We start from the raw sequence: 23669 nt of genomic DNA, 5'->3' as shown, positions 1-23669 counted from the left end.
TGCCTCTAGCGTCAGGGGATGCACAAAGAGCTGAGGGTGGCGGCGTACGCCGTGTGCGTGCGCGACGGACAGGTCCTCCTGGCCCGCTGGATCGCGGGCGACGGCAGCAGGCGCTGGACGCTGCCCGGCGGCGGCATGGACCACGGCGAGGACCCGTACGACACCGTGATCCGCGAGGTCGACGAGGAGACGGGTTACGCCCTCGCCCCCGGCACCCTGCTCGGCGTCCACTCCGTGCTGCGCCGCTACCCCCGCAAGCTCGGCAAGATCGCCGACTTCCACGGACTGCGTCTCGTCTACGAGGGCGAGATCACCGGCGGCACCCTGCGCCACGAGGAGAACGGATCCACCGACATGGCCGCCTGGCACGACCTCGCGGCCGTCGTCGATCTGCCCCGCGTCGAACTCGTCGACGTGGGACTCACCCTGTGGCGCGAGCGCCCGCGCGACGGCCACATCCGGGCCGCCTTCCCCGCGAAGTGAACGCAGCGTGACGGCGAGTTCGCCGGTCACCCACCCGCGCATGACATCGCGGACCCGGCGCATCCCTCCGGTGATCCACGTACCGTGATCGGCGCTGCGCGTTGCGTCGCCGTTAACGCACAGGCCACCCCCGATGCCAACGATCCAGTACGGACGGGCAGTTCGACGCACCGCCGCCCGGCCGCCACTGTCGACGCGTTCGCACTCGGGGAGACCGCGCCATGTCGCGCACACGCTCTGTCACCAAGGCCGCCGCAGAACTCGACCGCCGTACGTTCCTCGCCGCGACCGGCGCGGTGACGCTGACCGCCGGCATCGGATACGCCCTGGGCCCGGGCGGGCACGAGGCCGCCGCCGGACCCGCGCCCGTACCCGTGCGGGCCGTGTCCCGCCAGGCCCCCGCCGCCCCGCTCGCCCCGTACACCCGCGGCACCACCCTCGCCTCGGTCGCCGCCCCGCGCGGCACCGGCTTCCGGCGCCTCGGCGACGGCCCGGCCTGGCAGCGCGCCGTCCGTTCCGAGCTGGGCGGACCGAAGCCGGGACGCGAGGCCCGCCGCACGGCGCTCGCCGCCTTCGTCCAGTTCACCGACCTGCACCTGGTCGACGTACAGCACCCGCTGCGCTACGAGTACTTGAGGGCGCAGACGGCGAGTGCCTGGCGCCCGCAGGAGGCGCTCTCGGTGGCCGGCGCGGTCGCCCTCGTCGAACGCGTCAACGCCCTGCGCGGCGCCCCCGTCACCGCCTCGCCACTGCACTTCGTGATGACGACGGGCGACAACACCGACAACAACGCCCGCTCCGAACTCGACTGGTTCCTCACCGCGATGAGCGGCGGCCGGATCACCCCCAACACCGGTGACCCCCGCCACTACGAGGGCGTCCAGAACAGCGGCCTGCCCCTGTACTGGCACCCGGACGCGCCCCTGCGCGACACCGACAAGCGCGACCACCACTTCCCCCGCGTCGACGGCTTCCTCGCCGCCGCGATCTCCGAACTGCGCAGCCCGGGCCTCAACCTGCCCTGGTACTCCACGGTCGGCAACCACGACGCGCTGCCCGGCGGCTGCTACGCGCCCGGCGACGGCTTCCTCGCCGAACTGGCGGTCGGGGGACGGAAGCTGATGGAACTCCCCGCGGCCACCGGCAAGGCGATCTGGGACAACGTCAAGAGCGGCGGCGACCCGAAGGGCGAGGCGTTCAAGGCGCTGCTGAAGAGCCAGGCCCGCCACATGCGCCCGGTCACCCCCGACGAGTCCCGCGCCCCCTTCACCCCCACCGAGTACCTCGCCGCCCACCTCGACCCGGCGCACACCGGCCCCGGCCCGGTCGGCCACGGCTACACCCGGGCCAACCTCGCGTCGGCGACCCAGTACTACACGTTCCGGATCTCGGACGACGTCATCGGCATCAGCCTCGACACGACGGACCCCGGCGGCCACTACGAGGGCTCCCTCGGCGCCACCCAGCTCGCCTGGCTGGAGCGCCAGTTGAAGGCGGCGGCCAAGGACGGCGACCACGTCGTCGTCTTCTCCCACCACACCAGCGGGACGATGCGCAACCTCCGCGAGGACCCGCACCACCCCGGCGAGAAGCGCCACGGCGGCCAGGAGATCGCGGACCTGCTCGCCCGGCACCGGCCCGTCCTGGCCTGGGTCAACGGCCACAGCCACAAGAACGCCATCACCCCGCACCCGGCCGCGGAGGGCCCCGGCGGATTCTGGGAGATCTCCACGGCCTCCCACGTCGACTTCCCCCAACTCGCGCGCATCATCGAGATCGCCGACAACCACGACGGCACGCTCTCCCTCTTCACCACACTCATCGAGTCCGCGGCCCCGCACCGCACCGACTTCACCGACCTCACCCAGACCGGGCTGGCCGCCCTCTACCGCGAACTCGCCTTCAACGCACCGGGATCCAGGGCGACCCTGTCCGGCACCGCGGGCGACCGGAACACCGAACTACTGCTGCGCAAGGGCTGAGCCGGCGGGCACGGTCCGCACGTGCGAAGGGGTGGAGCCGCGCCCCGCGGCCCCACCCCTTCGCTCCCCTCCTGATACCGCCCCGAACCGGTCCGTCACGACCGGAACTACCGGGGCAGCACCACGACATACGCCGCAGGATCGCGGTCGCCGGACGCCATCAGCGCGGTGCGTACCACCGCCGCCTGCTGATCGAGCGAGTCCCGCAGCTTGCGGGGCGTGAGGTGGACGACCGTGATCCCGAGCCGCTCCAAGTGCTCGCGCTTACGGGCGTACTCGCTCCACAAGGCGTCCTCGTCCTGGCGCGGTGCCCGGGTGTCGAGTTCCACGGCCACCGCCTGATCGGGCCAGTACGCGTCCACACCGCCGAGGTGCGGGCCGCCGGGCAGTCGCAGGTCCACGTTCCACACCGGGTCCGGAAGCCCGTGCTCGCGCACCATCGTGTACAGCCGCTCCTCGGCGATCGCCCGCCCCTCGGCGAGGAGGGAGTCGACGGCGTCCACGACGTGCGGCCGGGTCAGCAGTCGCGCCCTGGTCAACTCCCTCACGACGGAGGCCGGGTCGCAATGCCCGCCGCGCACCGCCTCGGTGAGCAGCCGTCGCACCGCGTTCGCGTCGCCGAGCTGCGCCACGGCGTCCGCGAGGGCCCGGGGCACCGGCGCCACCGGAACTCCCTTGACCGGTACGGGAGTCGGCAGGCCCGCCGAGCGGACCAGGCGCGCGAAGTCGTTCGACCGCAGGCGCCGGGTGCGCGGTACGAGGACGTCGACGTGGTCGAGCGAGAGCAGCGGGGGAGCGGACGAGAAGCCGTGCAGGGTCAGCGCCGCGAGCCCGGTGATCATGGCGTCGGAGTACGGCACGGCGGGCGCCGCGTGCGCCTCGCCGGCCGACGGCTGCGTCGGCACGGCGTCCACCGGGGTGACCCGCTCCTGGACCCGCCCCGCGTACAACAGCACCGCGTGCAGCCGCTCTTCGCCGGTCGGCGGGCCCGGGTGGAGCAGGAACACCCCCGGCAGCACCTGCTGCCAGGGCCCGCCCGAGCGGCACTGCCGCAGCGCGGCGGCGGCGGAGACCCCGTGCGCCTTCAGCTGCGTACCGCTCATGACGCGCCGCTGGGTCTTGACGAGGTGACGCAGCGGGCGGGGAGCGAGGGGGGAGGGGGTGGAGGTGGAAGCGGGGGTGTTGTGGTTCATGGTGTGGGTGTTCCCGCCACCGAACGCCCCGCTAACCGCTGTTACAGTCCCGTCGACAAAACCGGACAAGATCGCCCTAAAGCTGACCGCCCGATGTGCCGAAAAGCCCTGGCGGCACACGGGGTTACGGCTCCGAGTGCCCGCATTCGGTAACACGCCGCCGGTGCCCTCACCCCAGGGTGACGACTCGGGCCCAGTCCGGCGGTGACTCCGGCACGTAATCCGGATCGTCCTCGTGCACCGCGCGGCCGGGCCGCGGGAACAGCCCGACCACGGTGCGGCAGGGCGGCTGAGCCGAGGGCCAGGGTGTCTGTCCGTCGGTCAGGGCGACGATCACGTCCGGCCGGGGCCCGGACCGCAGGGCCCGCGCGAACCCGGTCCGCAGGTCTGTTCCGCCGCCCCCGACGAGCTCCAGACTCTCGGCCCGGCACAGCGGCACGGCGACGTTCGCCGCCGCGTCGCAGGAGATCACCGACACCAGATCGCGCCGCCCGCCCACGGCCCGCGCGATCGCCGCCACTTCGAGCAGCGCGCTGCCCAGTTCGGCGTCGCTCACCGACCCGGAGGTGTCGATGACGACGCAGACCCGGGGCGGCATCCGGCGCAGGCTCGGCAGGATCACCCCCGGCACGCTCGCCGACCGCCGGGACGGGCGCCGGTAGCTGTGGTTCTCACCGACCCCGGGCGACCCCGCCGCCGCGCGGATCGCCGCCCCGAGCAACTCCCGCCAGGGCTGCGGCGGATGGAACGCCTCCTCGGCCCACCGCCGCCACCCGTCCGGCGCGTCGCCCGGCCGTCCCTTGATCCCCTCGGCGACCCGGAACCGCACCGCGTCCCGCTGCTGCCTGGTCAGCCCGTGCGCGCCGTCCGGACCCAGCTCCCACGGCCTGGCCTGCCCGTCGGCGCCACTGCCGCAGTCCAGCCAGGCCAGGTCCGCGGCGAGCCCCGCCATGGACGCGGACCGCAGGTACTCCTCCATCAAGAGGTCGTCGGGCAGCCGCAGCATCGAGGGCAGGGCCGCGCCCGAGGGCAGCGGCAGCCCGTCGCCGTAGATGTCGTCGTTGATCTCGAAGTCGGCGGCGATGTTGCGCCGCAGTCGCTCGCCCGGCCCGTGCTCACCGTGCTCCCGCGCGTACCGCTCGCCCCGCTCGTGGTGGTCCCGGAGCAGATGGGACACCTCGTGCACCCAGACGCCCGCGAGCTCCTCCACCGGAGTGCGGGCCACGAACCCGGGGGAGACGTAGCAGCGCCAGTACGGGTCCACCGCCATGGTCGGCACCGCCCGGTCCTCCACCACGTGCAGGGCGAACAGGGCGGCGGCCAGATAGGGGCGTACCCGCACGGCGTGCAGCCGGGCGGTCAGCAACTTGTCCATGTCCAAGGGCAGTTCGGCATCCGAGGGACCGGCCTCCGGAGTCCGCGGAACCACCCGCACCGGACGCGGCGGCGCGGGCCTGAGCGGCGGCCGCGGTACCGGCCGCCCGCCGGCCCCCGTCATCGGCCCACCCGCGCCTCGGCGCGCGCCATCGCCCGCTCGGCCCGCGTCACGGACCGCTCGGCGCGTCCGGCGATCCCGACGACCCCGGCCAGGCGTTCCACCGCGGCCGGCACCTCCCAGTCGTCGCGGCGCAGCCCGGCCAGCGCCGACGCGGGGGCGACCAGCAGGTCCGGGGCGCCGGTCTCCAGGGCGCGGACGAGTACGGCCCAGGCGGCCTCCCAGCGCTCCCGCTCGGGCCGCGACCCGACGGCGGCGATCACTCCCTCCAGGGCGGCCTGCCGCAGGTCGCCGCGGACCGGCAGCTCGGCGGCGGCCGGATCGGCGAGGAGCGACTCCGGGTCCGGCAGGTCCAACCGGTCCAGATGGGCGAGGAGTTCGAGCCCGGGTCCGTCGCCCACGGCGCCGCGTACCAGCAGCGCGAGCACCTCTCGGGAGACGGACGCCGCCGTCGCGAAGGCCAGCAGCGTCAGCGCGGTCTCCCAGCTGCGCGGCGAAGGCCAGGCGCCCCCGCGCCGCGTCTCGCTGGTGGGCAGCCGGTGGATCAGCGTCGGCCTCGCCTCCAGGAACCCGCACACCGCACGCCGCGCGAACGCCACCGCCTCCGGCAGCGACTCCGGTACGAGGCACGGGAGTTCGGCCCGGGGCCAGACGCCGCCGAGCCCGCGCACCACCACGTCCCGGTCGTGCACCCATTGCAGGTGCACGAACCGGTTGGCCAGCGGCGGGCTCAGCTCCCACCCGTCCGCCGCCGACGCCCGCGGATTGGCGGCGGCCACGATCCTCACGCCGGGCGGCAGTTGGAGCGCGCCGACCCTGCGCTCCAGCACGACCCGCAGCAGCGCGGCCTGCACGGCCGGGGTCGCGGTCGACAGCTCGTCGAGGAACAGCAGCCCCCGCCCGGCCTGCACCAGCTCGACCGCCCACTGCGGCGGAGCCATCGGCACCCCCTGGGTGGCGGGGTCCTCGCCCACGATGGGCAGCCCGGAGAAGTCGGACGGTTCATGGACGCTGGCGATCACGGTGGTCAACGGCAGCCCGAGCGACTCCGCGAGCCGCGTCAGCACGGCGGTCTTGCCGATCCCCGGTTCGCCCCACAGCAGCACCGGCAGATCGGCGGCGACGGCGAGGGTGAGCGCTTCGAGTTGTTCGTCGGGGCGCGGCTCGGAGGAGGTGTTCCGCAGCAGACCCAACAGGTCCTCGGCGACGGAGAGTTGAGAGGTGGACGGAAGAGTGCGAGAAGTCATGGTCATCACCTTGGGTGGAGTAGGGAGGGGTGAAGGAGGTGTCCGTGCCCCTGAGTCGCGCACTTCGTGCGGCATCTGATCGGGGAAGCTGCGCGCAGCGCATGCTTCAGGGGCGCGGGGAACTGCGCGGGGCAGGATCACCGGCCGTCAGGTCGCGACGAAACAGGTCGGGGCAGACGCGGATCTTTCAGGGGCGCGGGGAACTGCGCGACCAGCCCCCACCGGCGGAGAGACGGGGGCGTACCGGCCGGGGCGCATCGAACGGCCGGCGGGACGGGCCGCCGCCCGGCACGGCATCGAGCCCCGCCCGGAACAGCCCGTGCCCGACCCGACGAGCCGCGGCCGATTCCAGCTCGTCCTTGAGCGGCCCGGCACGGAGCACCGCCCCGGCCCCGAGCAGCCCCTCGACCACGGCCAGCGCCCCGACCGCGTCCCCGTGCAGAAGCCGCTCGCGCACGGCGGGCAGCGCCTCGGGACTGCGGTGCACCGCGTCGATGGCCCGCAGACACGGCAGCCCGGGACCGCCGAGCGCCACCAGCAGCTCCTCGCGGCGCAGTTGGTCCGGATCGTGGTCGACGGCCGTCAGCACCCCGTCCCGCAGCGCGATCCGGTGGACCTCGCCCCGGCACTCGACCCGATGCGGATCACCGGGCCCGGGCACGGGCGGACCGGCCTGCGGTGCCGCGCCGAGACCGGCCAGGGCTGCTGCGACCAGCGGGTGCAGCTGCCCGGGCGTGATCAGCCCGGCCCGCAGCAGCTCCAGGTCCGGCAGCTTCCTGACCGCCGCGTCCGGCAACACCGGCAGCGCCGCGACCACCTGGGGCGCGGGCAGCTCCCGCAGCGGACGGCAGGTCGGGGCATGGCTGTCGTCCGGGGCGACGAGTTCGAGGACGGCCCGCTCGCGCGCGGCGAACCGCACGGTGAACGCGCCGCGCGGACCCGCCCCTTCGGCCCGCAGCAGCAGCTCCGCCTCGGCGGCCCACCCGGCCACGGCGCGCGCCGCCAGCTCGCCGCTGCGTCCGGCGTCCCACAGATGCCGGTGCAGATCGAGCCGGAACCGCCGCTCGGGATACGGATGGGGATGGTGGTCGGGCGGCGGACCGCTCCCGGGCCCCTCCCACAGGGACAGGGACATCCGCTGCCCGCCACCGGCCCGCTCGGGCGGCGTCCGCACCACGAGGCGCAGGGGCCCGTACCGGGCGAGGGAGACGGTCAGACCGGGCCGCAGCCGCCCGTCGGGGGCGACGCGGGGCATGTGCCAGCGCAGCAGATCGGGCGCGAGACGGCGCAGATCCGCACGGACACGGTCGGCAAGGAAGATGCCGTGGCGACGGCGCACGGCGCGCAGATCGAGATCGACATCGATACGGGCGGCGGCACAGGCCCCGGCCCAGTCACCGGCGGCACGCCGCACGGTGCAGGTCTCGATCATGGACGGTGGCACGGCGTACGCACGCACGCGCTGCCACATCGAAAGGCGGGTCGGAATCCCGTTCGCGAAGTGAAGTGCCATCAGCACTCACCTTGTGCGAACGAGTCCCCCAATCCATACAAGGAGAAGTTCATCATCGCGGTCATCATAACCACGACCTCCGGCGCGGGGCGAGCGATCTTTCGGTCGCCCGCCCCAACACCGTTACGGCGAGCCTCAGTTGGCCGTGGCTCCGTCACAGTCCTGCGCCCGAAGCCCCCGGGCCAGATCGTCCCGGGCCTCCAGCACCAGCCGCCGCAGCGCCGGAGCCGCCTGCTCGTGCCCGGAGAGCCACGCGTCCGTCGCGTCCAGCGTCGCCTGCGAGTCCTGCAGCCCGGGGAACAGCCCCCGCACCACGTCCATCCCGATCTGGATGGACCGCTCGCCCCACACCCGCTCGATCGCCGCGAAGTACTTCTCCGCGTACGGCGCGGTCAGCTCCCGCTGCGACGACTGCTGGAACCCGGCGATCGTCGCCTCCACCAGCGCGTTGCTCAGCGCGTCCGACTCCACGACCTGCGCCCAGGCCTGCGCCTTCACGGCCTCCGACGGACGGGAGGCCAGGCAGCGCACCTGGTGCCGCTTGCCGGACGCGGTGTCGTCCCGCGCCAGCTCGGCGGCCAGCGCGGCCTCGTCGGCGACCCCGTTCGACGCCAGCGTCTCCAGGAACGCCCAGCGCAGCTCCTGGTCGACCTCCAGGCCGTCGATCTTCGCGTTGCCGGCCAGCAGCCCCTGCAGCAGCTGCAGATCGGCGGCGCTGGAGGCGACCGAAGCGAAGAACCGGGCCCACGTCAGCTGGTGCTGGCTGCCCGGCTCGGCGAGCCGCAGTTCCTTCAGGGCGCCCTCGGCGAGCAGCCGCCCGCCCTCCTCGCGCCACCCGGGAGCGACGTAGTGCACCAGCGCCGAACGCGCCCACGCGTGCAGCATCTGCAGCACGCCGATGTCGGACTCGCGCCCCGCGAACCGCAGCACGAGGTCGACGAAGTCCCGCGCGGGCATGAGCGCGTCCCGCGTCAGGTTCCACAGCGCGGACCAGCACAGCGCCCGGGCCAGCGGGTCGGTGATGTCGCCGAGCCGCTCCCGCAGCGTGGCCAGCGACTCCGCGTCGAAGCGGATCTTGCAGTACGTGAGGTCGTCGTCGTTGACCAGGACCAGCTCGGGCGCCTCGGCCCCGGCCAGCTCCTCGATCACGGTGCGCGGCCCGGCCACGTCGGCCTCGGCCCGCGCGTACCGCTCCAGGGCCCCTTCGGGCGTGCGCCGGTACAGGCCGACCGCCACCCGGTGCGGCCGCAGCTCGCCACGCGGCGGAGCCGCAGCATCAGAATCAGCCGACGCGGCGGCCTCCTGCACCACGGCCAGCTCGACGATCTTCCCTTCGCCGCTCGAAGTGACCTGCGGCGTGAGGGAGTTGACCCCGGCCGTCTGCAACCAGGCCCGCGACCAGGTCGCCATGTCGCGCCCGCTGGTCTCCTCAAGCACGGACAGCAGATCGCCGAGCCGCGTGTTCCCGTACGCGTGCCGCTTGAAGTACCGGCGCGCACCCTCCAGGAACGCGTCGCGCCCCACGTACGCGACGAGCTGCTTCAGCACGGAAGCGCCCTTCGCGTACGTGATCCCGTCGAAGTTGAGCTTGGCGTCCTCCAGGTCACGGATGTCGGCCGTGATCGGGTGCGTGCTCGGCAGCTGGTCCGCCCGGTACGCCCACGCCTTGCGGTTGTTGGCGAAGGTGATCCAGCCGTTCTGGAACCGTGTCGCCTCGACCATCGAGAACGAGCCCATGAAGTCCGCGAAGGACTCCTTCAGCCACAGGTCGTCCCACCACTGCATGGTGACGAGGTCGCCGAACCACATGTGGGCCATCTCGTGCAGGATCACGTTCGCGCGCCGCTCGTACGACGCGGTGGTCACCTTGCCCCGGAAGATGAACTCCTCGCGGAAGGTCACCATCCCCGGGTTCTCCATCGCGCCGAGGTTGTACTCGGGCACGAACGCCTGGTCGTACTTCCCGAAGGGGTACGGGTAGTCGAAGTTCTCGTGGAAGAAGTCGAGGCCCTGCTTGGTGACCTCGAAGATGTCGTCGGCGTCGAAGTACGGGGCGAGACCCTTGCGGCACATGGCGCCCAGCGGGATGACCAGCTTGGAGCCGTCGTCGAAGGCGCGCTCGTAGGAGTCGGTCACATAGTGGTACGGGCCGGCGACGACCGCCGTGATGTACGTCGAGATCGGCTTGGTCTCCGCGAACTGCCAGACACCGTCGACGAGTTCACCGGCCCCGTTCGACCAGACCGTCCACCCCTCGGGGGCCTGCGCGCTGAACCGGTAGGGCGCCTTCAGGTCGGGCTGCTCGAAGTTGGCGAAGACGCGCCGCGCGTCGGCGGGCTCGTACTGCGTGTAGAGGTAGACCTCGCCGTCCTCGGGGTCGACGAAGCGGTGCATGCCCTCACCGGTGCGCGAGTAAGCGCACTGGGCGTCGACGACCAGCTCGTTGTCCTCGGCCAGGTTCTCCAGCTGGATGCGGCTGCCGTCGAACACGGCCGCCGGGTCGAGGTCCTCGCCGTTGAGCGACACGGCGGTGACGGACGGGGCGATGAGATCGACGAACGTCCCCGCGCCCGGCTCGTTCGCCCGGAACCGGATCGTGGTCACCGAGCGGAAGGTGCGCGGCCCCTCGCCGCCGGCCTCGCCGACCGCTGAGCGCAGGTCGAGCGCGACCTCGTACCCGTCGACGGACAGCAGACCCGCCCGCTCGCGGGCCTCGTCGCGGGACAGATTCTCACCGGGCACGGGCGGCACTCCTTCGTGACGTATGCGGCGTCCTCGTGGACTGTTCCGCAGGCGGGTGGTGCCTGCGATCCGCCTACGATCCTCGCACGGGAATGCCGGCGCCCGCCGTCGCGTTGCCGCAGGCAAGAGGCACATCAGCGATGTCACGGTGACTTACGAGGAGAGCCATGTCCACCACGGCTGAGAAGACCCCTGTCGACTTCTGGTTCGACCCCCTGTGCCCCTGGGCGTGGATGACGTCGCGCTGGGTCCTGGAGGTCGAGAAGGTGCGCGACATCCAGGTCCGCTGGCATCTGATGAGCCTCGCGGTCCTGAACGAGCCGCGCCTGGACGAGCTGCCCGAGCAGTACCAGGAGATGATGCGCACCCAGGCCTGGGGCCCGGTCCGCGTCGTCATCGCCGCGCAGGAGGAGCACGGCGCGGAGGTCCTCGGTGACCTGTACACGGCGCTCGGCACCCGGATCCACAACCGCGGCGAGGGCCCCACGAAGGAGGCCGTCGCCGGCGCCCTCGAAGAGGTCGGCCTGCCCGCCGCACTCCTCGACCACTGGGACAAGACGCCGTACGAGGCCGAACTGCGCGCCTCCCACAAGGAGGGCATCGACAAGGTCGGCCAGGACGTCGGCACCCCGGTCATCGCGGTCCCCGGCGCCGACGGCAACCAGATCGCCTTCTTCGGCCCGGTCGTCACCCCGGCCCCCAAGGGCGAAGAGGCCGCCAAACTCTGGGACGGCACCCTGCTCGTCGCCTCGGTCCCGGGCTTCTACGAGATCAAGCGCACGCGCACGCAGGGGCCGATCTTCGACTGAGGTCAGTCGTCCTCGGGCGGGGGGAACGATCCGCCGATTTTCTTGTTACCCCTGAGCTGGTACCGCAGGCAGTCCGGACTCGTGCAGTGGAGGTAGGACCGCAGACGGGTGTACTTCGGCTTGTGCTTCAGGACGTGATCCTGCTGCTCGGGCGTGAGGTTCTCGAACTCCTGCATCGTGCCGTCGCACTCCGTGCAGACCTTGGACACCATCTGAGGCCTCTTTTCGGTGTATCGCCGCTCGTTCCGGGAGAATAGGCCCGGGCCGTCAGGCGATGTCCGGGGGGAACTGCACGCGCTTTCCCTCGTTGGTGTAGGACCGGGCGGTGAGGCAGCCGGTCACGGCGCACTTCCACCAGTCGTCCGTGTACTTCACGTCCGTGTTCTGGCGCATCCAGTCCTTCTGCTCCTTGGTCAGGGGCTTGTGGGGCTGGGAGCGGTGCGGCAGACACGTCGGGCAGGGGAGATTTATCGACTTTGGCATCCCCACACGGTCCCCCGGAACCTCGCATACCGACAGACCCCCGTGCGTCACGTCCGCACGGGGGTCCGTCCTTTTTCCGCCCGCCGCATGAAGGTTGAGAAGACGATCACGAGGCGGGACGCTTCACGGCATCACGGGACCAGCAGCAAGTTGTACGCGCGCTCCTTCGCGGCCGCGTAACGCTTCGCCACGTCCTGCCAGTTGACGACGGCCCACATGGCCTCGATGAAGTCGACCTTCTGGTTCTTGTACTGCAGGTAGAAGGCGTGCTCCCAGGCGTCGAAGACGAGGATCGGGGTCGAGCCCTGGCCCACGTTGCCCTGGTGGTCGTAGATCTGCTCGACGATGAGGCGGCCGCTCACCGGCTCGTAGGCGAGCACGCCCCAGCCGGAACCCTGCGTCGTCGCCGCGGCCTTCGTCAGCTGCGCCTTGAACCCGGCGAACGACCCGAAGGACTCGGCGATCGCGTCGGCCAGATCGCCCACCCCGTCGGCGGCCACCGGCTCGCCGCCACCGTCACCGGTCATGTTGTGCCAGTAGATGCTGTGCAGGATGTGGCCGGAGAGGTGGAAGGCGAGGTTCTTCTCCAGCCCGTTGATGGAGCCCCACTGCTCCTTGTCACGGGCCTCCGCCAGCTGCTCCAGGGTGTCGTTCGCGCCCTTGACGTACGCCGCGTGGTGCTTGTCGTGGTGCAGCTCGATGATCTGCGGGTTGATGACGGGTTCCAGCGCCGCGTAGTCGTACGGAAGCTCAGGAAGCGTGTACGTGGCCATGTCTCTCCGTGCCCTCCGACTGCTTATTGCAAGTTATTCGCAACTGCAGGCTAACAGCAAGAGTGCCGCGTGCAACGAGAAGGACCCCCGGGCCGAGTGGCCCGGGGGTCCTGCGAAGTGGGGGAGTGGGGAGTGCTACTTCTTCGCGGCCGCCTTCTGCCGCACGTAACCGACGATCGCGAGGACGACCGTCAGACCGCCCGTGTAGTACAGCTGCACGCGGGTGTCGTGCTCACGGGCCATCAGGACGAAGATCGCGACCATGCCGACGAGCGCCACGACCGTCAGGTACGGGTACGCCCACATCTTCACGACGAGCTTCTCCGGCGCCTCGCGCTCCAGCTTGCGGCGCAGGGTCAGCTGCGAGAAGGCGATGAAGAACCAGACGACGAGGATGATCGCGCCGATGGTGTTGAGCAGCCAGGCGAAGACGTCGTCGGGACGCCAGTAGCTGAGCAGCACGCACACGAAGCCGAAGACCGCGGAGAGCGTGACGGCGAGACGCGGCACGCCGCCGTAGGTCTTGCCGATCGTCTTCGGGCCCATGCCGCGGGAGACCAGCGAGGTGGCCATGCGCGAGGCGCCGTAGATGTTGGCGTTCATGGCGGAGAGCAGGGCGACGAGGACGACCACGTTCATGATCTGGCCGGCGCCGGGGATGCCCAGGTGGTCGAGCGTGGCGACGTACGGGCCCTTGGTCGGGATCTCCTTCGCCGTCCACGGCAGCAGCACCACGACGACGGCCATCGAGCCGACGTAGAACAGCGCGATGCGCCACATCGCCGTACGGACCGCCTTGGCGACACCCTGCACCGGGTGCTCCGACTCGGCCGCCGCGATCGTCACGGTCTCCAGACCGCCGTACGCGAAGACCGAGGCCAACAGGCCGACGATCAGCCCCTCCGTGCCGTTGGGCATGAAGCCGCCGTGGCCGGTGAGGTTCGACATGCCGGGCGCGTCGACATCGGGCAGGACGCCGAGGATCGCCAGCACGCCGATGACGAGGAAGAGCACGATCGCGCCGACCTTCAGCGTCGCGAACCAGAACTCGAACTCGCCGAAGTTCTTCACCGCCGACAGGTTCGTGCCCGTGAACAGCAGCATGAACAGGGCGACCCAGGCCCACTCGGGAACGCCCGGCACCCACGCGTGCACGATGCCCGCCGCGCCGATGCCCTCCAGACCCACCGCCACACACAGCAGGAACCAGAACGCCCAGCCCGCCGTGAACCCGGCCCACGGACCGATGGCCCGCTCGGAGTGCACCGAGAAGGAGCCGGAGGCGGGATACGCGGCCGCCATCTCGCCCAGCATGCGCATCACGAGCATCACGAGGGCGCCCGATATCGCGTAGGCGAGGATGATCGAAGGACCTGCCGCGGCGATCGCGGTGCCGGAGCCCACGAAGAGCCCGGCGCCGATCACGCCGCCGAGCGCGATCATGGAGAGATGGCGCTGCTTGAGGCCGTGCGACAGTGACGAGGTGTCCACCGGCTGGTCGGGCCCACCCGTCGACGCCGAGGCGTCGACCGGCTGCTGCGCGGACGTCCGAGACATGGAAGTGCCCTGTTCAGTAGCTGAGACGGGGTGCGGGTGCGCCCATGTAATGAGCGCGTAAAGCGGCCACAGTCTGGGCACGCACACCGTTCACAGGGAATACGTTTCCGCTATACGGACACGACGCTCACACTCGGCGATGCCGGTGTCGACGTTGCGTGAACGATCAGACACGCCGTGCGCGCAACTCCCGCACACCCGCGACCGCGAGCACCGCGAGCGTCGCCCCCGTCGACCACAGCAGCTGCGGCCGCGCCGTGTCGTCGGTCAGCATCAGGACGAAGACCGCCGCCATGGCCACGAGCGCCGCCCAGGTCAGCCACGGGAACGCCCACATCTTCAGGACGAGCCGCTCGGGCGTCTCGGCCTCGATCCGGCGCCGCAGCCTGAGCTGCGACAGCGCGATCAGCGCCCACACGAACAGCAGCACCGCGCCGACCGAGTTGAGCATGTAGAGGAAGACGCTGTCCGGCCACTTCAGATTGAGCAGGACGGAGACGAAGCCGAAGGCCACCGACGCCAGGACCGCCCGGCGCGGCACGCCACCCCCGCTCACCTTCAGCAGCGCCTTCGGCGCCTCACCGCGCTCGGCCAGCGAGAAGACCATGCGGGACGAGCCGTAGAGGTTGGCGTTGAGCGCGGAGAGCAGCGCCACGAAGACGACGATGTTCATGATCTGGCCGGCCGACGGGATGCCGATCGAGTCCAGCACGGTGACGTACGGGCTGATGCCCGCCTTCTGCTCCGTCCAGGGCAGGACCGTGACGATGACCAGCATCGAACCGACGTAGAAGAACAGGATCCGGAAGACCGCGCTGCGCACCGCCCGCGCCACCGAGCGCACCGGGTCGTCGGACTCGGCGGCCGCGATGGTGACGACCTCCAGGCCGCCGAACGCGAAGACCACCGCGAGCACGCCGGAGACCACGCCCTGCCAGCCGTGGGGCAGGAATCCGCCGTGCCCGGTGAGGTTGGTGAGGCCCACGGGGTCGGTGTCGGGCAGGACGCCGAAGATCGCGAGCGTGCCGAGCACCAGGAACGCGATGATCGCGAAGACCTTGAGCGTCGCGAACCAGAACTCGAACTCGCCGAAGTTCTTCACCGCCGCCAGGTTCGCCCCGGTGAACACCACCATGAAGAGGAGCACCCAGGCCCACTGGGGGACACCCGGCACCCAGCCGTTGGCGATCTGCGCCGCGCCCGTCGCCTCCACGGCGAGCACGACCACGAGCATGAACCAGTACAGCCAGCCCGCGCTGAACCCGGCCCAGCGGCCGAGCGCCCGCTCCGCGTGCACCGAGAACGAGCCGGACGCGGGCATCGCCGCCGACATCTCGCCGAGCATCCGCATCACGCACATCGCGATGGCGCCCGCGATCAGATAGGAGAGGACGATGCCGGGGCCCGCGACCTGGATCCCGGCGCCCGAACCGACGAAGAGCCCGGCGCCGATGACACCGCCCAGGCCGAGCATGGTCAGGTGGCGCTGCTTGAGGCCCCCGGCGAGCGGTTCGGGGGTCACGTCGTCGTGCATGAGGGTTCAGCCGATCTGGGCATTGGCGGGAACCTACAGTCTCGCTTTCGGGCGTCCTCCCGCGCAAAACGGACTCGTCCCAGTGACGAGCGTCACCCCGTATGTGGTGTACATGCGGTTCTTTGTGCAGAGCCCACCAACACGGAGCTCAAGCCTTTGTCGATCGGTGACCGTGATCGGCTCAACTCCCCTGGGATAGCGTCACGGAGTCCCACCCTGCCCGCCCACGAACACTTGCGGAGTCCCCATGAGCACCGCCGCTGCAGTCGCCCGTCCGGGCAAGGTCCTGGCCGACCTCCTCCCCGCCTCCCGCACCGGGTCCGCCGCCGTCGCGCGGAACGCGGCGCTGGTCATCGGCGGCGCCGCCCTCACCGGCATCGCCGCGCAGATCGCGATCCCCGTCCCGGGCTCGCCGGTGCCGGTCACCGGACAGACCTTCGCCGCGCTGCTCGTCGGCACCGCGCTCGGCACCCGCCGCGGCTTCCTCTCGCTCGCGCTGTACGCGCTCGCGGGCATGGCCGGTGTGCCGTGGTTCGCCGGGGGCGGCTCGGGCTACGCCATGGCGTCGTTCGGCTACGTCATCGGCCTGATGCTGGCCGCCGCGGCCGTCGGCGCGCTGGCCCGCCGCGGCGCGGACCGCTCGGTCCTGCGCACCGCGGGCACGTTCCTGCTCGGCGAGGCCATCGTCTACGCGGTCGGCGTCCCGTACCTGGCGCTCTCCACCGGCATGGGCCTGAGCGCCGCGATCGCCGCGGGCCTGACCCCGTTCCTGCTCGGTGACGTGCTGAAGGCGGCGCTCGCGATGGGCGCGCTGCCCACCGCCTGGAAGTTCGCCAACAAGTAAGCGGCTACAAGTAAGCGGCTACCGCAGGTTGTAGTTCCTCCGGAAGAGGTTCGCCGGGTCGTACGCGGCCTTCAGATCGGCGAGCCTCTTTCGTGTGTCCGGGTCGTGGAGCCCTTCCGTACGGTCGCCGCCGCCGAAGGCGAAGTTGAGCGACCGCCCGACGGTGTGGTCCGCGACCGCCGCGAACGCCCGCGCGTGATGCGCCCGCGCCGCCTCCCGGCCACCCTCCCCGAGCGGCGACAGGATCCGCACCAGCCAGCCCGCCGACCGGTACGGCACCGCGTTCGGCGCGGGCCGCGACAGCGCGCCGCCCAGGTGGTTGAGCTGCACGACGTGCATCCCGTCGGCGGCGGGCCCGGAGAGCGTGAACAGCTCACCGATCCCCGCCGCGTCCGCGTGGTCCAGGAACACGCTGTCCCCGTAGTAGGGGTGCGGGAAGTCCGGGTCGGCGTGGATGGTGGGGCTGTCGCCGTACGGCATCTCGCGCACGGTGTCCGTGACGGGCTCCCCGAGCGCGGCGCGCAGCGGCGCGACCAGGCGCGCGCCCTCCTGCGCCGTCCCCGTGAACGCGATCCGCACCGAGACCAGGTACCGCCCGCGCAGGTGCGGCGGCATCGCCGGGACGTCCGGGTGGACGAGCGCGGCGAGCGACGAGGTCAGCGTGGACGGGACGGTGGACGTCCAGTCCGTGTACGCGGCGACGATCCCCGCCACGTCCGTCTCCCGCCCGTCGAAGGCGAGCGAGCCCCCGTACAGCCGGGTCACCGGGACCAGGCCGACCTCCAGGGACGTCACCACCCCGAGATTGGCGCCGCCGCCCAGCAGGCCCCAGAACAGTTCGGGGTCGCTGTCGGCGGTGACGTGGCGCGGGACGGCGTCCGCGGTCACCACGTCCAGGGCGCGCACATGGTCGGCGGTGTAACCGAACTCCCGTGCCAGGATGCCGAGTCCGCCGCCCAGCGTGTACCCGACCACGCCGACGCTCGGCGCCGAGCCGTTCAGCGGGGCCAGGCCGTGCGGGGCCGCGGCCCGCGCGACGGCGCCCCAGGTGGCTCCGGCGCCGACGCGCACCGTGCGTGCCCCGGCGTCGACACGTACCTCGGTCATCCGCCGCGTACTGATGAGGACGCCGCCCGTGGAGGTGTCCGGCAGGCCGTGGCCGGTGGCCTGGACCCCGATCGGCAGGTGCGCGTCCGCCGCGTACGCCACGGCGGCCACCACGTCGTCCGCGGTGGCCGCCGCACTGATCATGTCGGGCCGCTGGGTGAACCCGGTCTGGAATCCGGCCAGCTCCTCGTCGTACCCGGGGTCGCCCGGGCGGAGCGTGTGCGGGTCATGACTGTCGTCGTGTGTCGTCATGACCCGCACTCTGCCCGCATAACCTGACAGATTCCGGCAGCTTTTCAGCCGGTCCCGGACGGCTTCCTGCGCGAGGCCCACAGGCCCGCCCCGCCGGCCGCGATCAGGCCCGCGCCCACCATGCCGAGCGGCAGCACCTCGTCGCCGATGCCGGTCGAGGGGAGGTCTTCCTTGCCCTTGTCACCCGCGGGCGTGGCCGGCTTGTTCTCCGTGTTGAGCAGCAGCGGTGTCACGGGCGCGTTCGGCGACGGGCTGGTCGTGCCGAACGGCACCGGGCCCTGCTGCCAGAACGTCTTCTTGCCGTCCCCGCTCTGCACCGGCAGGCAGATCTTGCCGGTCTTGTCGAGATCGAAGGTCGCGGCGACCTTGTAGGACTTCGATTTCCCGGCCGCGAGATTGTCGATCGCGCAGGAGAAACCGCTGTTGGAACCCTTCGGAAGTTTGTTCTTCGGAATAGCTGTACAACCCGCTACATCTTTCACCGAGAGTCCGTCGAATCCGACGACGGCCAGAATGATCTTTCCGCTGTCCTCGGTCCCCTGATTACGCACGCTCGCGACGAGATCCTTCGTCTCCTCGGTCGAATTGTCGACCGAGATCTTTTTGGGCAGAGTCGTGGTCAGCTCGACGCCCGCGGGCGCCTTGTCCATGGCCTTGCCGCCCTCGCTGCTGCCCGGCCCCGGCGGGTCGTCCGCGACCGCGGCGAACGGCAGGACCAGCACCGCAGTGACGGTCGCGGTCAGCAGTGACCCGGCGATCTTGGCGTGACGCCGTGAACTCATGTTCGTCCCCCTAGGTGTTTCTGTTTCCCCCGTGACTTCTGCAACTGCGCCTGAATTCGCAGTACTTGAAGAGGTACCACAAGATTTCTCCCCACTATGCTGGGACGGCGCGAAGTGTCGATTTTGTGATTCCGTGCGTTTCGAGTGTTGCGTGTGTTTCGGGGGTGCAGTCGATTGCCAGGGAATATGAGCGGAGGCGTCCGTGGCTTGGTGGTGGCCGCGCGCTACCGCCTGGACGAACACATTGGCCAGGGCGGCATGGGGCGGGTGTGGCGAGCGGTCGACGAGATGCTCGACCGGCCGGTCGCCGTCAAGGAGATGCGCATCGACGGCCTCGACCCGGAGGACGCCCGCACCCGCCGTGAGCGCACCCTGCGCGAGGCCCGCGCCTCGGCCCGGATCGACCATCCCAACGTGGTCCGCGTCTACGACGTCGTCGACGAGGGCGAGCGGCTGTGGATCGTCATGGAGCTGGTCGCCGGCCGCTCCCTGGAGCAGGTCCTGGTCGAGGACGGCCCGCTCGGCGTCGACGAGGCCGCGGGCATCGGCCTCAGCCTGGCCCAGGCGCTGCGCCAGGTGCACGCGGGAGGCGTCCTGCACCGCGACATCAAACCCGGCAACGTGATGATCGAGCGGTCGGGGCGGCGTCGCGTCATGCTCACCGACTTCGGCATCGCCGCCATCCAGGACACCAAGGCGCTCACCGTGGTCGGCATGCTCGTCGGCTCGCCCGACTACATGGCGCCCGAGCGGGTCTCCGGCAAACCGCAGGGCCCGCCGTCCGACCTGTGGTCCCTCGGGGCGACGCTGTGCGCGGCGCTCGGCGGCCGGTCCCCGTTCAGCCGGGACACCACCCTCGCGACCCTGCACGCCGTGCTCTACGAGGAGCCGCAACTGCCTCCGGAAGCGGGCAGGCTGACGCCCTTGCTCACCCGGCTCCTGGCGAAGGAGCCGCGGGACAGGCCGGGGCTCGACGAGATCGCGGACACTCTCGTGCCGCCCGCCCCCGACCCGGCCTGGCACCCCAGGACCCGCACCCTGGACATCGGACTGCGCCGCCCGGCCCCGCCGCCGCCCGTCTCCTCGCAGGAGACCTCGTCGCCCGCCGAGTCCCCGACCGAGTGCGCGAAGCCCGGCTCCGGCGACGACCTGCTCGGCCCGCCGACCCCGGCGGACCCGCGCCCGCGCCGCCGCCGCGCCCCGCTGGTCGTCCTCGGCGCGGTGCTGGCCGGCGGCATCGCGGCGGCGCTCGCGCTCACACTGCCGGGCGGCGAGGATCCCGAGACGGGCGGGGGAGGCGGCAGCCCGACGGTCACGTCCCTGCCGCCGACGGTCGAGGGCACGTCACGCCCGCCGACGACCGCCCAGACACTGCCGCCCGGGTCGCGCCGCGAGGTCGGCTACGCGTGGGTGCCGCCCCAGGACTGGAAGCGGTCGGTGAAGACGGCGTCCGAGGTGCACTACACCTCACCCGACGGCACCCAGGAACTGGTCACGCAGTCGGCGCTCGCCAAGGACGACCTCTTCACGACCTGGCAGAAGTCGGAGCGCGACGCCCACCAGGGCCAGGACTACGCGAAGATCCGTCTGAACCGTACGACGTTCCGGGGCCGCCCCGCGGTCGTCTGGGAGTACCTGTTCACCCTCGACGGCAGGCGCTGGCACGCCGAACTGCTCGGCTTCGAGCAGGACTCGCAGTCGTACCAGATCGGGACCTGGTACCAGCCGCAGGTGGCGGGCCCGGCGAAGGAGCGCTACGAGCAGGTGAAGAAGACGTTCACGGTGCTGCGGCCCAATTGAGGGCCTGTCCACGGGCCGCGGCACCGTCGCGGGTGCTCAGCGCTTCCGCTGCACCTTCTCCCGCACCAGCGAGAACCCGACCACGAACGCCGCCACCAACAGCGACAGCAGCACCTGCTCACGCCCGGCGTCGTCGGTCAGCATGTACACGAGCACGAACGAGATCATCGCGATCGTCGCCCACGTCAGGTACGGGAACAGCCACATCTTCACGACGAGCTTCTCCGGCTGCTCGCGCAGGATCATGCCGCGCATCTTCAGCTGCGTGAAGCAGATGACGAGCCAGACGAAGAGGGCGACGGCGCCGGAGGAGTTCAGCAGGAAGTTGAAGACGGTGTCCGGCCACTGGTAGTTGAACCAGACGGCGAGGAACCCGAAGACGACGGAGCCGAGGATCGCGGTCCGCGGCACACCGCGCGAGGTGGTCTTCGCGAACGCCTTCGGCGCGTCCCCGCGCTGCCCGAGCGAGAAGGCCATGCGGGAGGCGGTGTACAGGCCCGAGTTGAGGCAGGACAGCACGGCGGTGAGCACGATGACGTCCATGACCTGACCGGCGTGCGGGATGCCGATGGAGTTGAGCGCCGCGACGTACGAGCCGTCCTTGACGATCGACGGGTCGTTCCACGGCAGCAGGGTCAGCACGACGAAGATCGAGCCGAGGTAGAAGATGCCGATCCGCCAGATCACCGAGTTGGTCGCCCGGGTCACGGCCTTCTGCGGGTCCTCGGACTCACCGGCGGCCAGGGTGACGATCTCGCTGCCCATGAAGGAGAAGACGACCATCAGGACACCGGTGAGGATCGCTCCCGGTCCCTTCGGGAAGAAGCCGCCCGCGTCGGTGAGGTGCCCGAACCCGGCGCCCGGGTTGTCGGAGCCCGGCAGCACGCCGAAGACCGCGAGCAGCCCGATGATCACGAACGCCGCGATGGCGACGACCTTGATCCCGGCGAACCAGAACTCGAACTCGCCGTACGACCCGACGGCCGCCAGGTTCACGACCGTCAGCACGACCATCACGATCAGCGCCCAGGCCCACTGCGGCACGGCCGGTATCCACCCGTTGAGGATGGTCGCCCCGGCGGTCGCCTCCACGGCGAGCACCACGACCCAGAAGAACCAGTACAGCCAGCCGATGGAGAAACCGGCCCAGCGCCCGAGCGCCTGATCGGCGTAGGCGGAGAAGGAGCCGGACGAGGGCCGCGCGGCGGCCATCTCGCCGAGCATCCGCATCACGAGCACGACCATCGCGCCGACGAGCGCGTACGAGACGAGGATGGCGGGCCCCGCCGCCGCGATCCCGGAACCGGACCCGACGAAGAGGCCCGCGCCGATGACACCGCCGATGGCGATCATCGACAGGTGCCGGTTCTTCAGCCCGGCCTTGAGGCCGTCGCCGCCCGGCGGGGTCTCTTGCGTCTCAGGTGACGACTGCAGGGATGACTGCGCGGTCATGGACGTCCTTACGTTCGTGGGGACTCGGGTTGCGAGCCCTGGCATTCAAAGCGCCGGGGCGGTGGATACGGAAGAGTCGACTCCGGATTGTTGTCTTCGTTACGCCGGTGAAGCCCTGTGACGTACGAGGTCAGGGCCCCGCCAGCGACTACCCGGGCCGCGGCGTGCCACACTCGGATCCATGCGCGTCTATCTCGGCTCTGATCACGCCGGCTACGAACTCAAGAACCACCTGGTCGAATGGCTGACGGCCCACGGCCACGAGCCCGTCGACTGCGGGCCCCACATCTACGACGCCGTCGACGACTACCCCCCGTTCTGCCTCCGCGCCGCGGAGAGGACGGCGGCGGACCCCGACGCCCTCGGCATCGTGATCGGCGGCTCCGGCAACGGCGAGCAGATCGCCGCGAACAAGGTCAAGGGCGTCCGTGCGGCCCTCGCCTGGAGCGAGCAGACCGCGGCGCTCGGCCGTGAGCACAACAACGCGAACGTGATCTCCATCGGTGGCCGCATGCACAGCGAGGAGGAGGCGACGAAGTTCGTCGAGATCTTCCTGAGCACGCCGTACTCGAACGAGGAGCGCCACCAGCGCCGCATCGACATGCTGTCGCGCTACGAGGAGACGGGCGAGCTGCCGGCGATCCCGGACCACCACCCCCAGCAGGGCTGAGCCCGGCTCTTCCTCGTTCCTCAAGCCCGCCCGGGTGAAATCCAGCCCCTCCGGCGCTTGAGGAGCGGGGTCTGGGGCAGCGCCCCAGGACAGCAGCCCCCACCCACCCGAGGAGAACGACGGCCGTGCCCGAGGGCCACACGATCCACCGCCTCGCACAGGACCACGCCGACCGATTCCTCGGCCGCGAGGCCAGGGTCAGCAGCCCCCAGGGCAAGTTCTCCGACGCGGCCGCCCTCCTCACCGGCCAAGAACTCACCCGCACCGAGGCCCACGGCAAGCATCTCTTCCTCGGATTCGGCACGGCCGAGGACACCTGGGTCCACATCCACCTGGGCCTCTTCGGCAAGTACACCCTCGGCGAGACCCCGGCCCCGCCCCCCACGGACACGGTCCGCCTGCGCCTGGCGAACGACGCCCACTACTCGGACCTGCGCGGCCCCACCGCCTGCGCCCTGATCACGGACGCCGAGAAGCAGGCGATACACGACCGCCTCGGCCCGGACCCGCTGCGCCCCGCCGACACCCCCGCCAGGGCGTACGCCCGCGTCTCCCGCAGCCGCACCACGATCGCCGCGCTCCTCATGGACCAGAAGGTCGTCTCGGGCGTCGGCAACGTCTACCGGGCCGAGGTCCTCTTCCGCCACGGCATCGACCCGTACACGCCGGGGAAGAGCATCACCGAGGGCCAATTCACCGCGATCTGGGACGACTTGGTGGCCCTGATGCGCGAGGGCGTCCGCCACAACCGCATCGACACGGTCCGCCCCGAGCACACCCCGGAGGCGATGAACCGCCCGCCGCGCGTCGACGACCACGGCGGCGAGGTCTACGTCTACCGCCGCGCGCCGCAGCCCTGCCACCTGTGCGGCACGGAGATCCGCACGGCGGAACTGGCGGCCCGCAACCTCTTCTGGTGCCCCAACTGCCAGCCGTCGCACTGACCTTCGA

General features: G+C 71.3%; 20 protein-coding genes. 7 read left to right on the top strand and 13 right to left on the bottom strand.

Annotation, left to right across the window (positions count from 1 at the left end):
- Positions 1-18: 18 nt before the first annotated feature.
- Together B072_RS0118655 and B072_RS0118650 are read left to right on the top strand one after the other, a co-directional pair.
- Positions 19-483, top strand: coding sequence for an NUDIX hydrolase (locus B072_RS0118655; protein ID WP_026246002.1), 465 nt, complete (start codon positions 19-21; stop codon positions 481-483).
- A 221-nt stretch (positions 484-704) separates the two neighbouring features.
- A complete protein-coding gene (locus B072_RS0118650) occupies positions 705-2465 on the top strand; it encodes a TIGR03767 family metallophosphoesterase (protein WP_018531481.1) in 1761 nt (586 codons plus the stop codon).
- Between the two features lie 107 nt (positions 2466-2572).
- Here B072_RS0118650 and B072_RS0118645 read toward each other — a convergent pair whose 3' ends face one another.
- From B072_RS0118645 to pepN, 5 genes are all read right to left on the bottom strand, one after another.
- A complete protein-coding gene (locus B072_RS0118645) occupies positions 2573-3658 on the bottom strand; it encodes a hypothetical protein (RefSeq protein ID WP_018531480.1) in 1086 nt (361 codons plus the stop codon).
- Between the two features lie 169 nt (positions 3659-3827).
- Positions 3828-5033 carry a DUF2201 family putative metallopeptidase gene (locus tag B072_RS0118640; protein ID WP_018531479.1) on the bottom strand — a complete coding sequence of 402 codons (1206 nt, stop codon included), beginning with the start codon at positions 5031-5033 and terminating at the stop codon, positions 3828-3830.
- A gap of 119 nt (positions 5034-5152) precedes the next feature.
- Positions 5153-6400 (bottom strand): AAA family ATPase, encoded by a 1248-nt coding sequence (locus tag B072_RS0118635; protein ID WP_051127233.1) that lies wholly within the window; start codon positions 6398-6400, stop codon positions 5153-5155.
- 187 nt (positions 6401-6587) lie between these two features.
- Positions 6588-7913, bottom strand: a complete 1326-nt coding sequence (locus B072_RS43435; RefSeq protein WP_018531477.1) for a hypothetical protein — start codon at positions 7911-7913, stop codon at positions 6588-6590.
- 135 nt (positions 7914-8048) lie between these two features.
- Positions 8049-10655 (bottom strand): aminopeptidase N, encoded by a 2607-nt coding sequence (pepN, locus tag B072_RS0118625; RefSeq protein WP_018531476.1) that lies wholly within the window; start codon positions 10653-10655, stop codon positions 8049-8051.
- Between the two features lie 167 nt (positions 10656-10822).
- Here pepN and B072_RS0118620 point away from each other — a divergent pair, with 167 nt between their 5' ends.
- Positions 10823-11464 carry a DsbA family protein gene (locus B072_RS0118620; protein WP_018531475.1) on the top strand — a complete coding sequence of 214 codons (642 nt, stop codon included), beginning with the start codon at positions 10823-10825 and terminating at the stop codon, positions 11462-11464.
- A 2-nt stretch (positions 11465-11466) separates the two neighbouring features.
- Here B072_RS0118620 and B072_RS0118615 read toward each other — a convergent pair whose 3' ends face one another.
- The 5 genes from B072_RS0118615 to B072_RS0118595 all read right to left on the bottom strand — a co-directional run bounded on the left by B072_RS0118615 (position 11467) and on the right by B072_RS0118595 (position 15811).
- Complete coding sequence (locus tag B072_RS0118615; protein ID WP_018531474.1) at positions 11467-11676, bottom strand: hypothetical protein; 210 nt, start codon at positions 11674-11676, stop codon at positions 11467-11469.
- Between the two features lie 55 nt (positions 11677-11731).
- The gene (locus B072_RS48220) at positions 11732-11947 is read right to left on the bottom strand and encodes a hypothetical protein (protein WP_158689207.1); all 216 of its coding nucleotides are present in this window, start codon (positions 11945-11947) and stop codon (positions 11732-11734) included.
- A 131-nt stretch (positions 11948-12078) separates the two neighbouring features.
- Positions 12079-12720, bottom strand: a complete 642-nt coding sequence (locus B072_RS0118605) for a superoxide dismutase (RefSeq protein WP_018531472.1) — start codon at positions 12718-12720, stop codon at positions 12079-12081.
- Positions 12721-12855: 135 nt separating this feature from the next.
- A complete protein-coding gene (locus tag B072_RS0118600) occupies positions 12856-14277 on the bottom strand; it encodes an amino acid permease (RefSeq protein WP_018531471.1) in 1422 nt (473 codons plus the stop codon).
- Positions 14278-14443: 166 nt separating this feature from the next.
- Positions 14444-15811, bottom strand: a complete 1368-nt coding sequence (locus B072_RS0118595; RefSeq protein WP_018531470.1) for an amino acid permease — start codon at positions 15809-15811, stop codon at positions 14444-14446.
- Positions 15812-16058: 247 nt separating this feature from the next.
- On the opposite strand from B072_RS0118595, the gene B072_RS0118590 reads away from it, so the two are divergent.
- The gene (locus tag B072_RS0118590) at positions 16059-16655 is read left to right on the top strand and encodes a biotin transporter BioY (RefSeq protein ID WP_018531469.1); all 597 of its coding nucleotides are present in this window, start codon (positions 16059-16061) and stop codon (positions 16653-16655) included.
- Positions 16656-16673: 18 nt separating this feature from the next.
- On the opposite strand, the gene B072_RS0118585 is transcribed toward B072_RS0118590, so the two are convergent.
- A complete protein-coding gene (locus B072_RS0118585) occupies positions 16674-18014 on the bottom strand; it encodes an FAD-binding oxidoreductase (protein ID WP_018531468.1) in 1341 nt (446 codons plus the stop codon).
- Between the two features lie 44 nt (positions 18015-18058).
- The gene (locus B072_RS0118580) at positions 18059-18796 is read right to left on the bottom strand and encodes an LPXTG cell wall anchor domain-containing protein (protein WP_018531467.1); all 738 of its coding nucleotides are present in this window, start codon (positions 18794-18796) and stop codon (positions 18059-18061) included.
- Between the two features lie 186 nt (positions 18797-18982).
- Between B072_RS0118580 and B072_RS0118575 the strand changes: the two genes are divergently transcribed.
- Positions 18983-20596, top strand: coding sequence for a serine/threonine-protein kinase (locus tag B072_RS0118575; RefSeq protein ID WP_078506481.1), 1614 nt, complete (start codon positions 18983-18985; stop codon positions 20594-20596).
- 36 nt (positions 20597-20632) lie between these two features.
- Here the strand turns inward: B072_RS0118575 and B072_RS0118570 are convergent, their stop codons facing one another.
- Positions 20633-22048, bottom strand: coding sequence for an amino acid permease (locus B072_RS0118570; RefSeq protein WP_018531465.1), 1416 nt, complete (start codon positions 22046-22048; stop codon positions 20633-20635).
- Positions 22049-22229: 181 nt separating this feature from the next.
- Here B072_RS0118570 and B072_RS0118565 point away from each other — a divergent pair, with 181 nt between their 5' ends.
- Both B072_RS0118565 and B072_RS0118560 read left to right on the top strand, forming a co-directional pair.
- Positions 22230-22718, top strand: a complete 489-nt coding sequence (locus tag B072_RS0118565; protein ID WP_018531464.1) for a ribose-5-phosphate isomerase — start codon at positions 22230-22232, stop codon at positions 22716-22718.
- 125 nt (positions 22719-22843) lie between these two features.
- Entirely contained in the window at positions 22844-23662 is an 819-nt protein-coding gene (locus B072_RS0118560; protein ID WP_018531463.1) for an Fpg/Nei family DNA glycosylase, read from the top strand.
- Positions 23663-23669: the final 7 nt, after the last annotated feature.

Source organism: Streptomyces sp. HmicA12, from assembly GCF_000373565.1.
Taxonomy (GTDB): Bacteria; Actinomycetota; Actinomycetes; order Streptomycetales; family Streptomycetaceae; genus Streptomyces.
This window is presented reverse-complemented; position numbering and strand designations above follow the sequence as displayed.

Excerpts from the sequence above, each read along its gene's own strand:
- B072_RS0118655 (WP_026246002.1), top strand. The coding sequence starts at position 19 with ATGCACAAAGAGCTGAGGGTGGCGGCGTACGCCGTGTGCGTGCGCGAC.
- B072_RS0118650 (WP_018531481.1), top strand. The coding sequence starts at position 705 with ATGTCGCGCACACGCTCTGTCACCAAGGCCGCCGCAGAACTCGACCGC.
- B072_RS0118645 (WP_018531480.1), bottom strand. The coding sequence starts at position 3,658 with ATGAACCACAACACCCCCGCTTCCACCTCCACCCCCTCCCCCCTCGCT.
- B072_RS0118640 (WP_018531479.1), bottom strand. The coding sequence starts at position 5,033 with ATGGACAAGTTGCTGACCGCCCGGCTGCACGCCGTGCGGGTACGCCCC.
- B072_RS0118635 (WP_051127233.1), bottom strand. The coding sequence starts at position 6,400 with ATGACTTCTCGCACTCTTCCGTCCACCTCTCAACTCTCCGTCGCCGAG.
- B072_RS43435 (WP_018531477.1), bottom strand. The coding sequence starts at position 7,913 with ATGGCACTTCACTTCGCGAACGGGATTCCGACCCGCCTTTCGATGTGG.
- B072_RS0118620 (WP_018531475.1), top strand. The coding sequence starts at position 10,823 with ATGTCCACCACGGCTGAGAAGACCCCTGTCGACTTCTGGTTCGACCCC.
- B072_RS0118615 (WP_018531474.1), bottom strand. The coding sequence starts at position 11,676 with ATGGTGTCCAAGGTCTGCACGGAGTGCGACGGCACGATGCAGGAGTTC.
- B072_RS48220 (WP_158689207.1), bottom strand. The coding sequence starts at position 11,947 with ATGCCAAAGTCGATAAATCTCCCCTGCCCGACGTGTCTGCCGCACCGC.
- B072_RS0118605 (WP_018531472.1), bottom strand. The coding sequence starts at position 12,720 with ATGGCCACGTACACGCTTCCTGAGCTTCCGTACGACTACGCGGCGCTG.
- B072_RS0118600 (WP_018531471.1), bottom strand. The coding sequence starts at position 14,277 with ATGTCTCGGACGTCCGCGCAGCAGCCGGTCGACGCCTCGGCGTCGACG.
- B072_RS0118595 (WP_018531470.1), bottom strand. The coding sequence starts at position 15,811 with ATGCACGACGACGTGACCCCCGAACCGCTCGCCGGGGGCCTCAAGCAG.
- B072_RS0118590 (WP_018531469.1), top strand. The coding sequence starts at position 16,059 with ATGAGCACCGCCGCTGCAGTCGCCCGTCCGGGCAAGGTCCTGGCCGAC.
- B072_RS0118585 (WP_018531468.1), bottom strand. The coding sequence starts at position 18,014 with ATGACGACACACGACGACAGTCATGACCCGCACACGCTCCGCCCGGGC.
- B072_RS0118580 (WP_018531467.1), bottom strand. The coding sequence starts at position 18,796 with ATGAGTTCACGGCGTCACGCCAAGATCGCCGGGTCACTGCTGACCGCG.
- B072_RS0118575 (WP_078506481.1), top strand. The coding sequence starts at position 18,983 with ATGAGCGGAGGCGTCCGTGGCTTGGTGGTGGCCGCGCGCTACCGCCTG.
- B072_RS0118570 (WP_018531465.1), bottom strand. The coding sequence starts at position 22,048 with ATGACCGCGCAGTCATCCCTGCAGTCGTCACCTGAGACGCAAGAGACC.
- B072_RS0118565 (WP_018531464.1), top strand. The coding sequence starts at position 22,230 with ATGCGCGTCTATCTCGGCTCTGATCACGCCGGCTACGAACTCAAGAAC.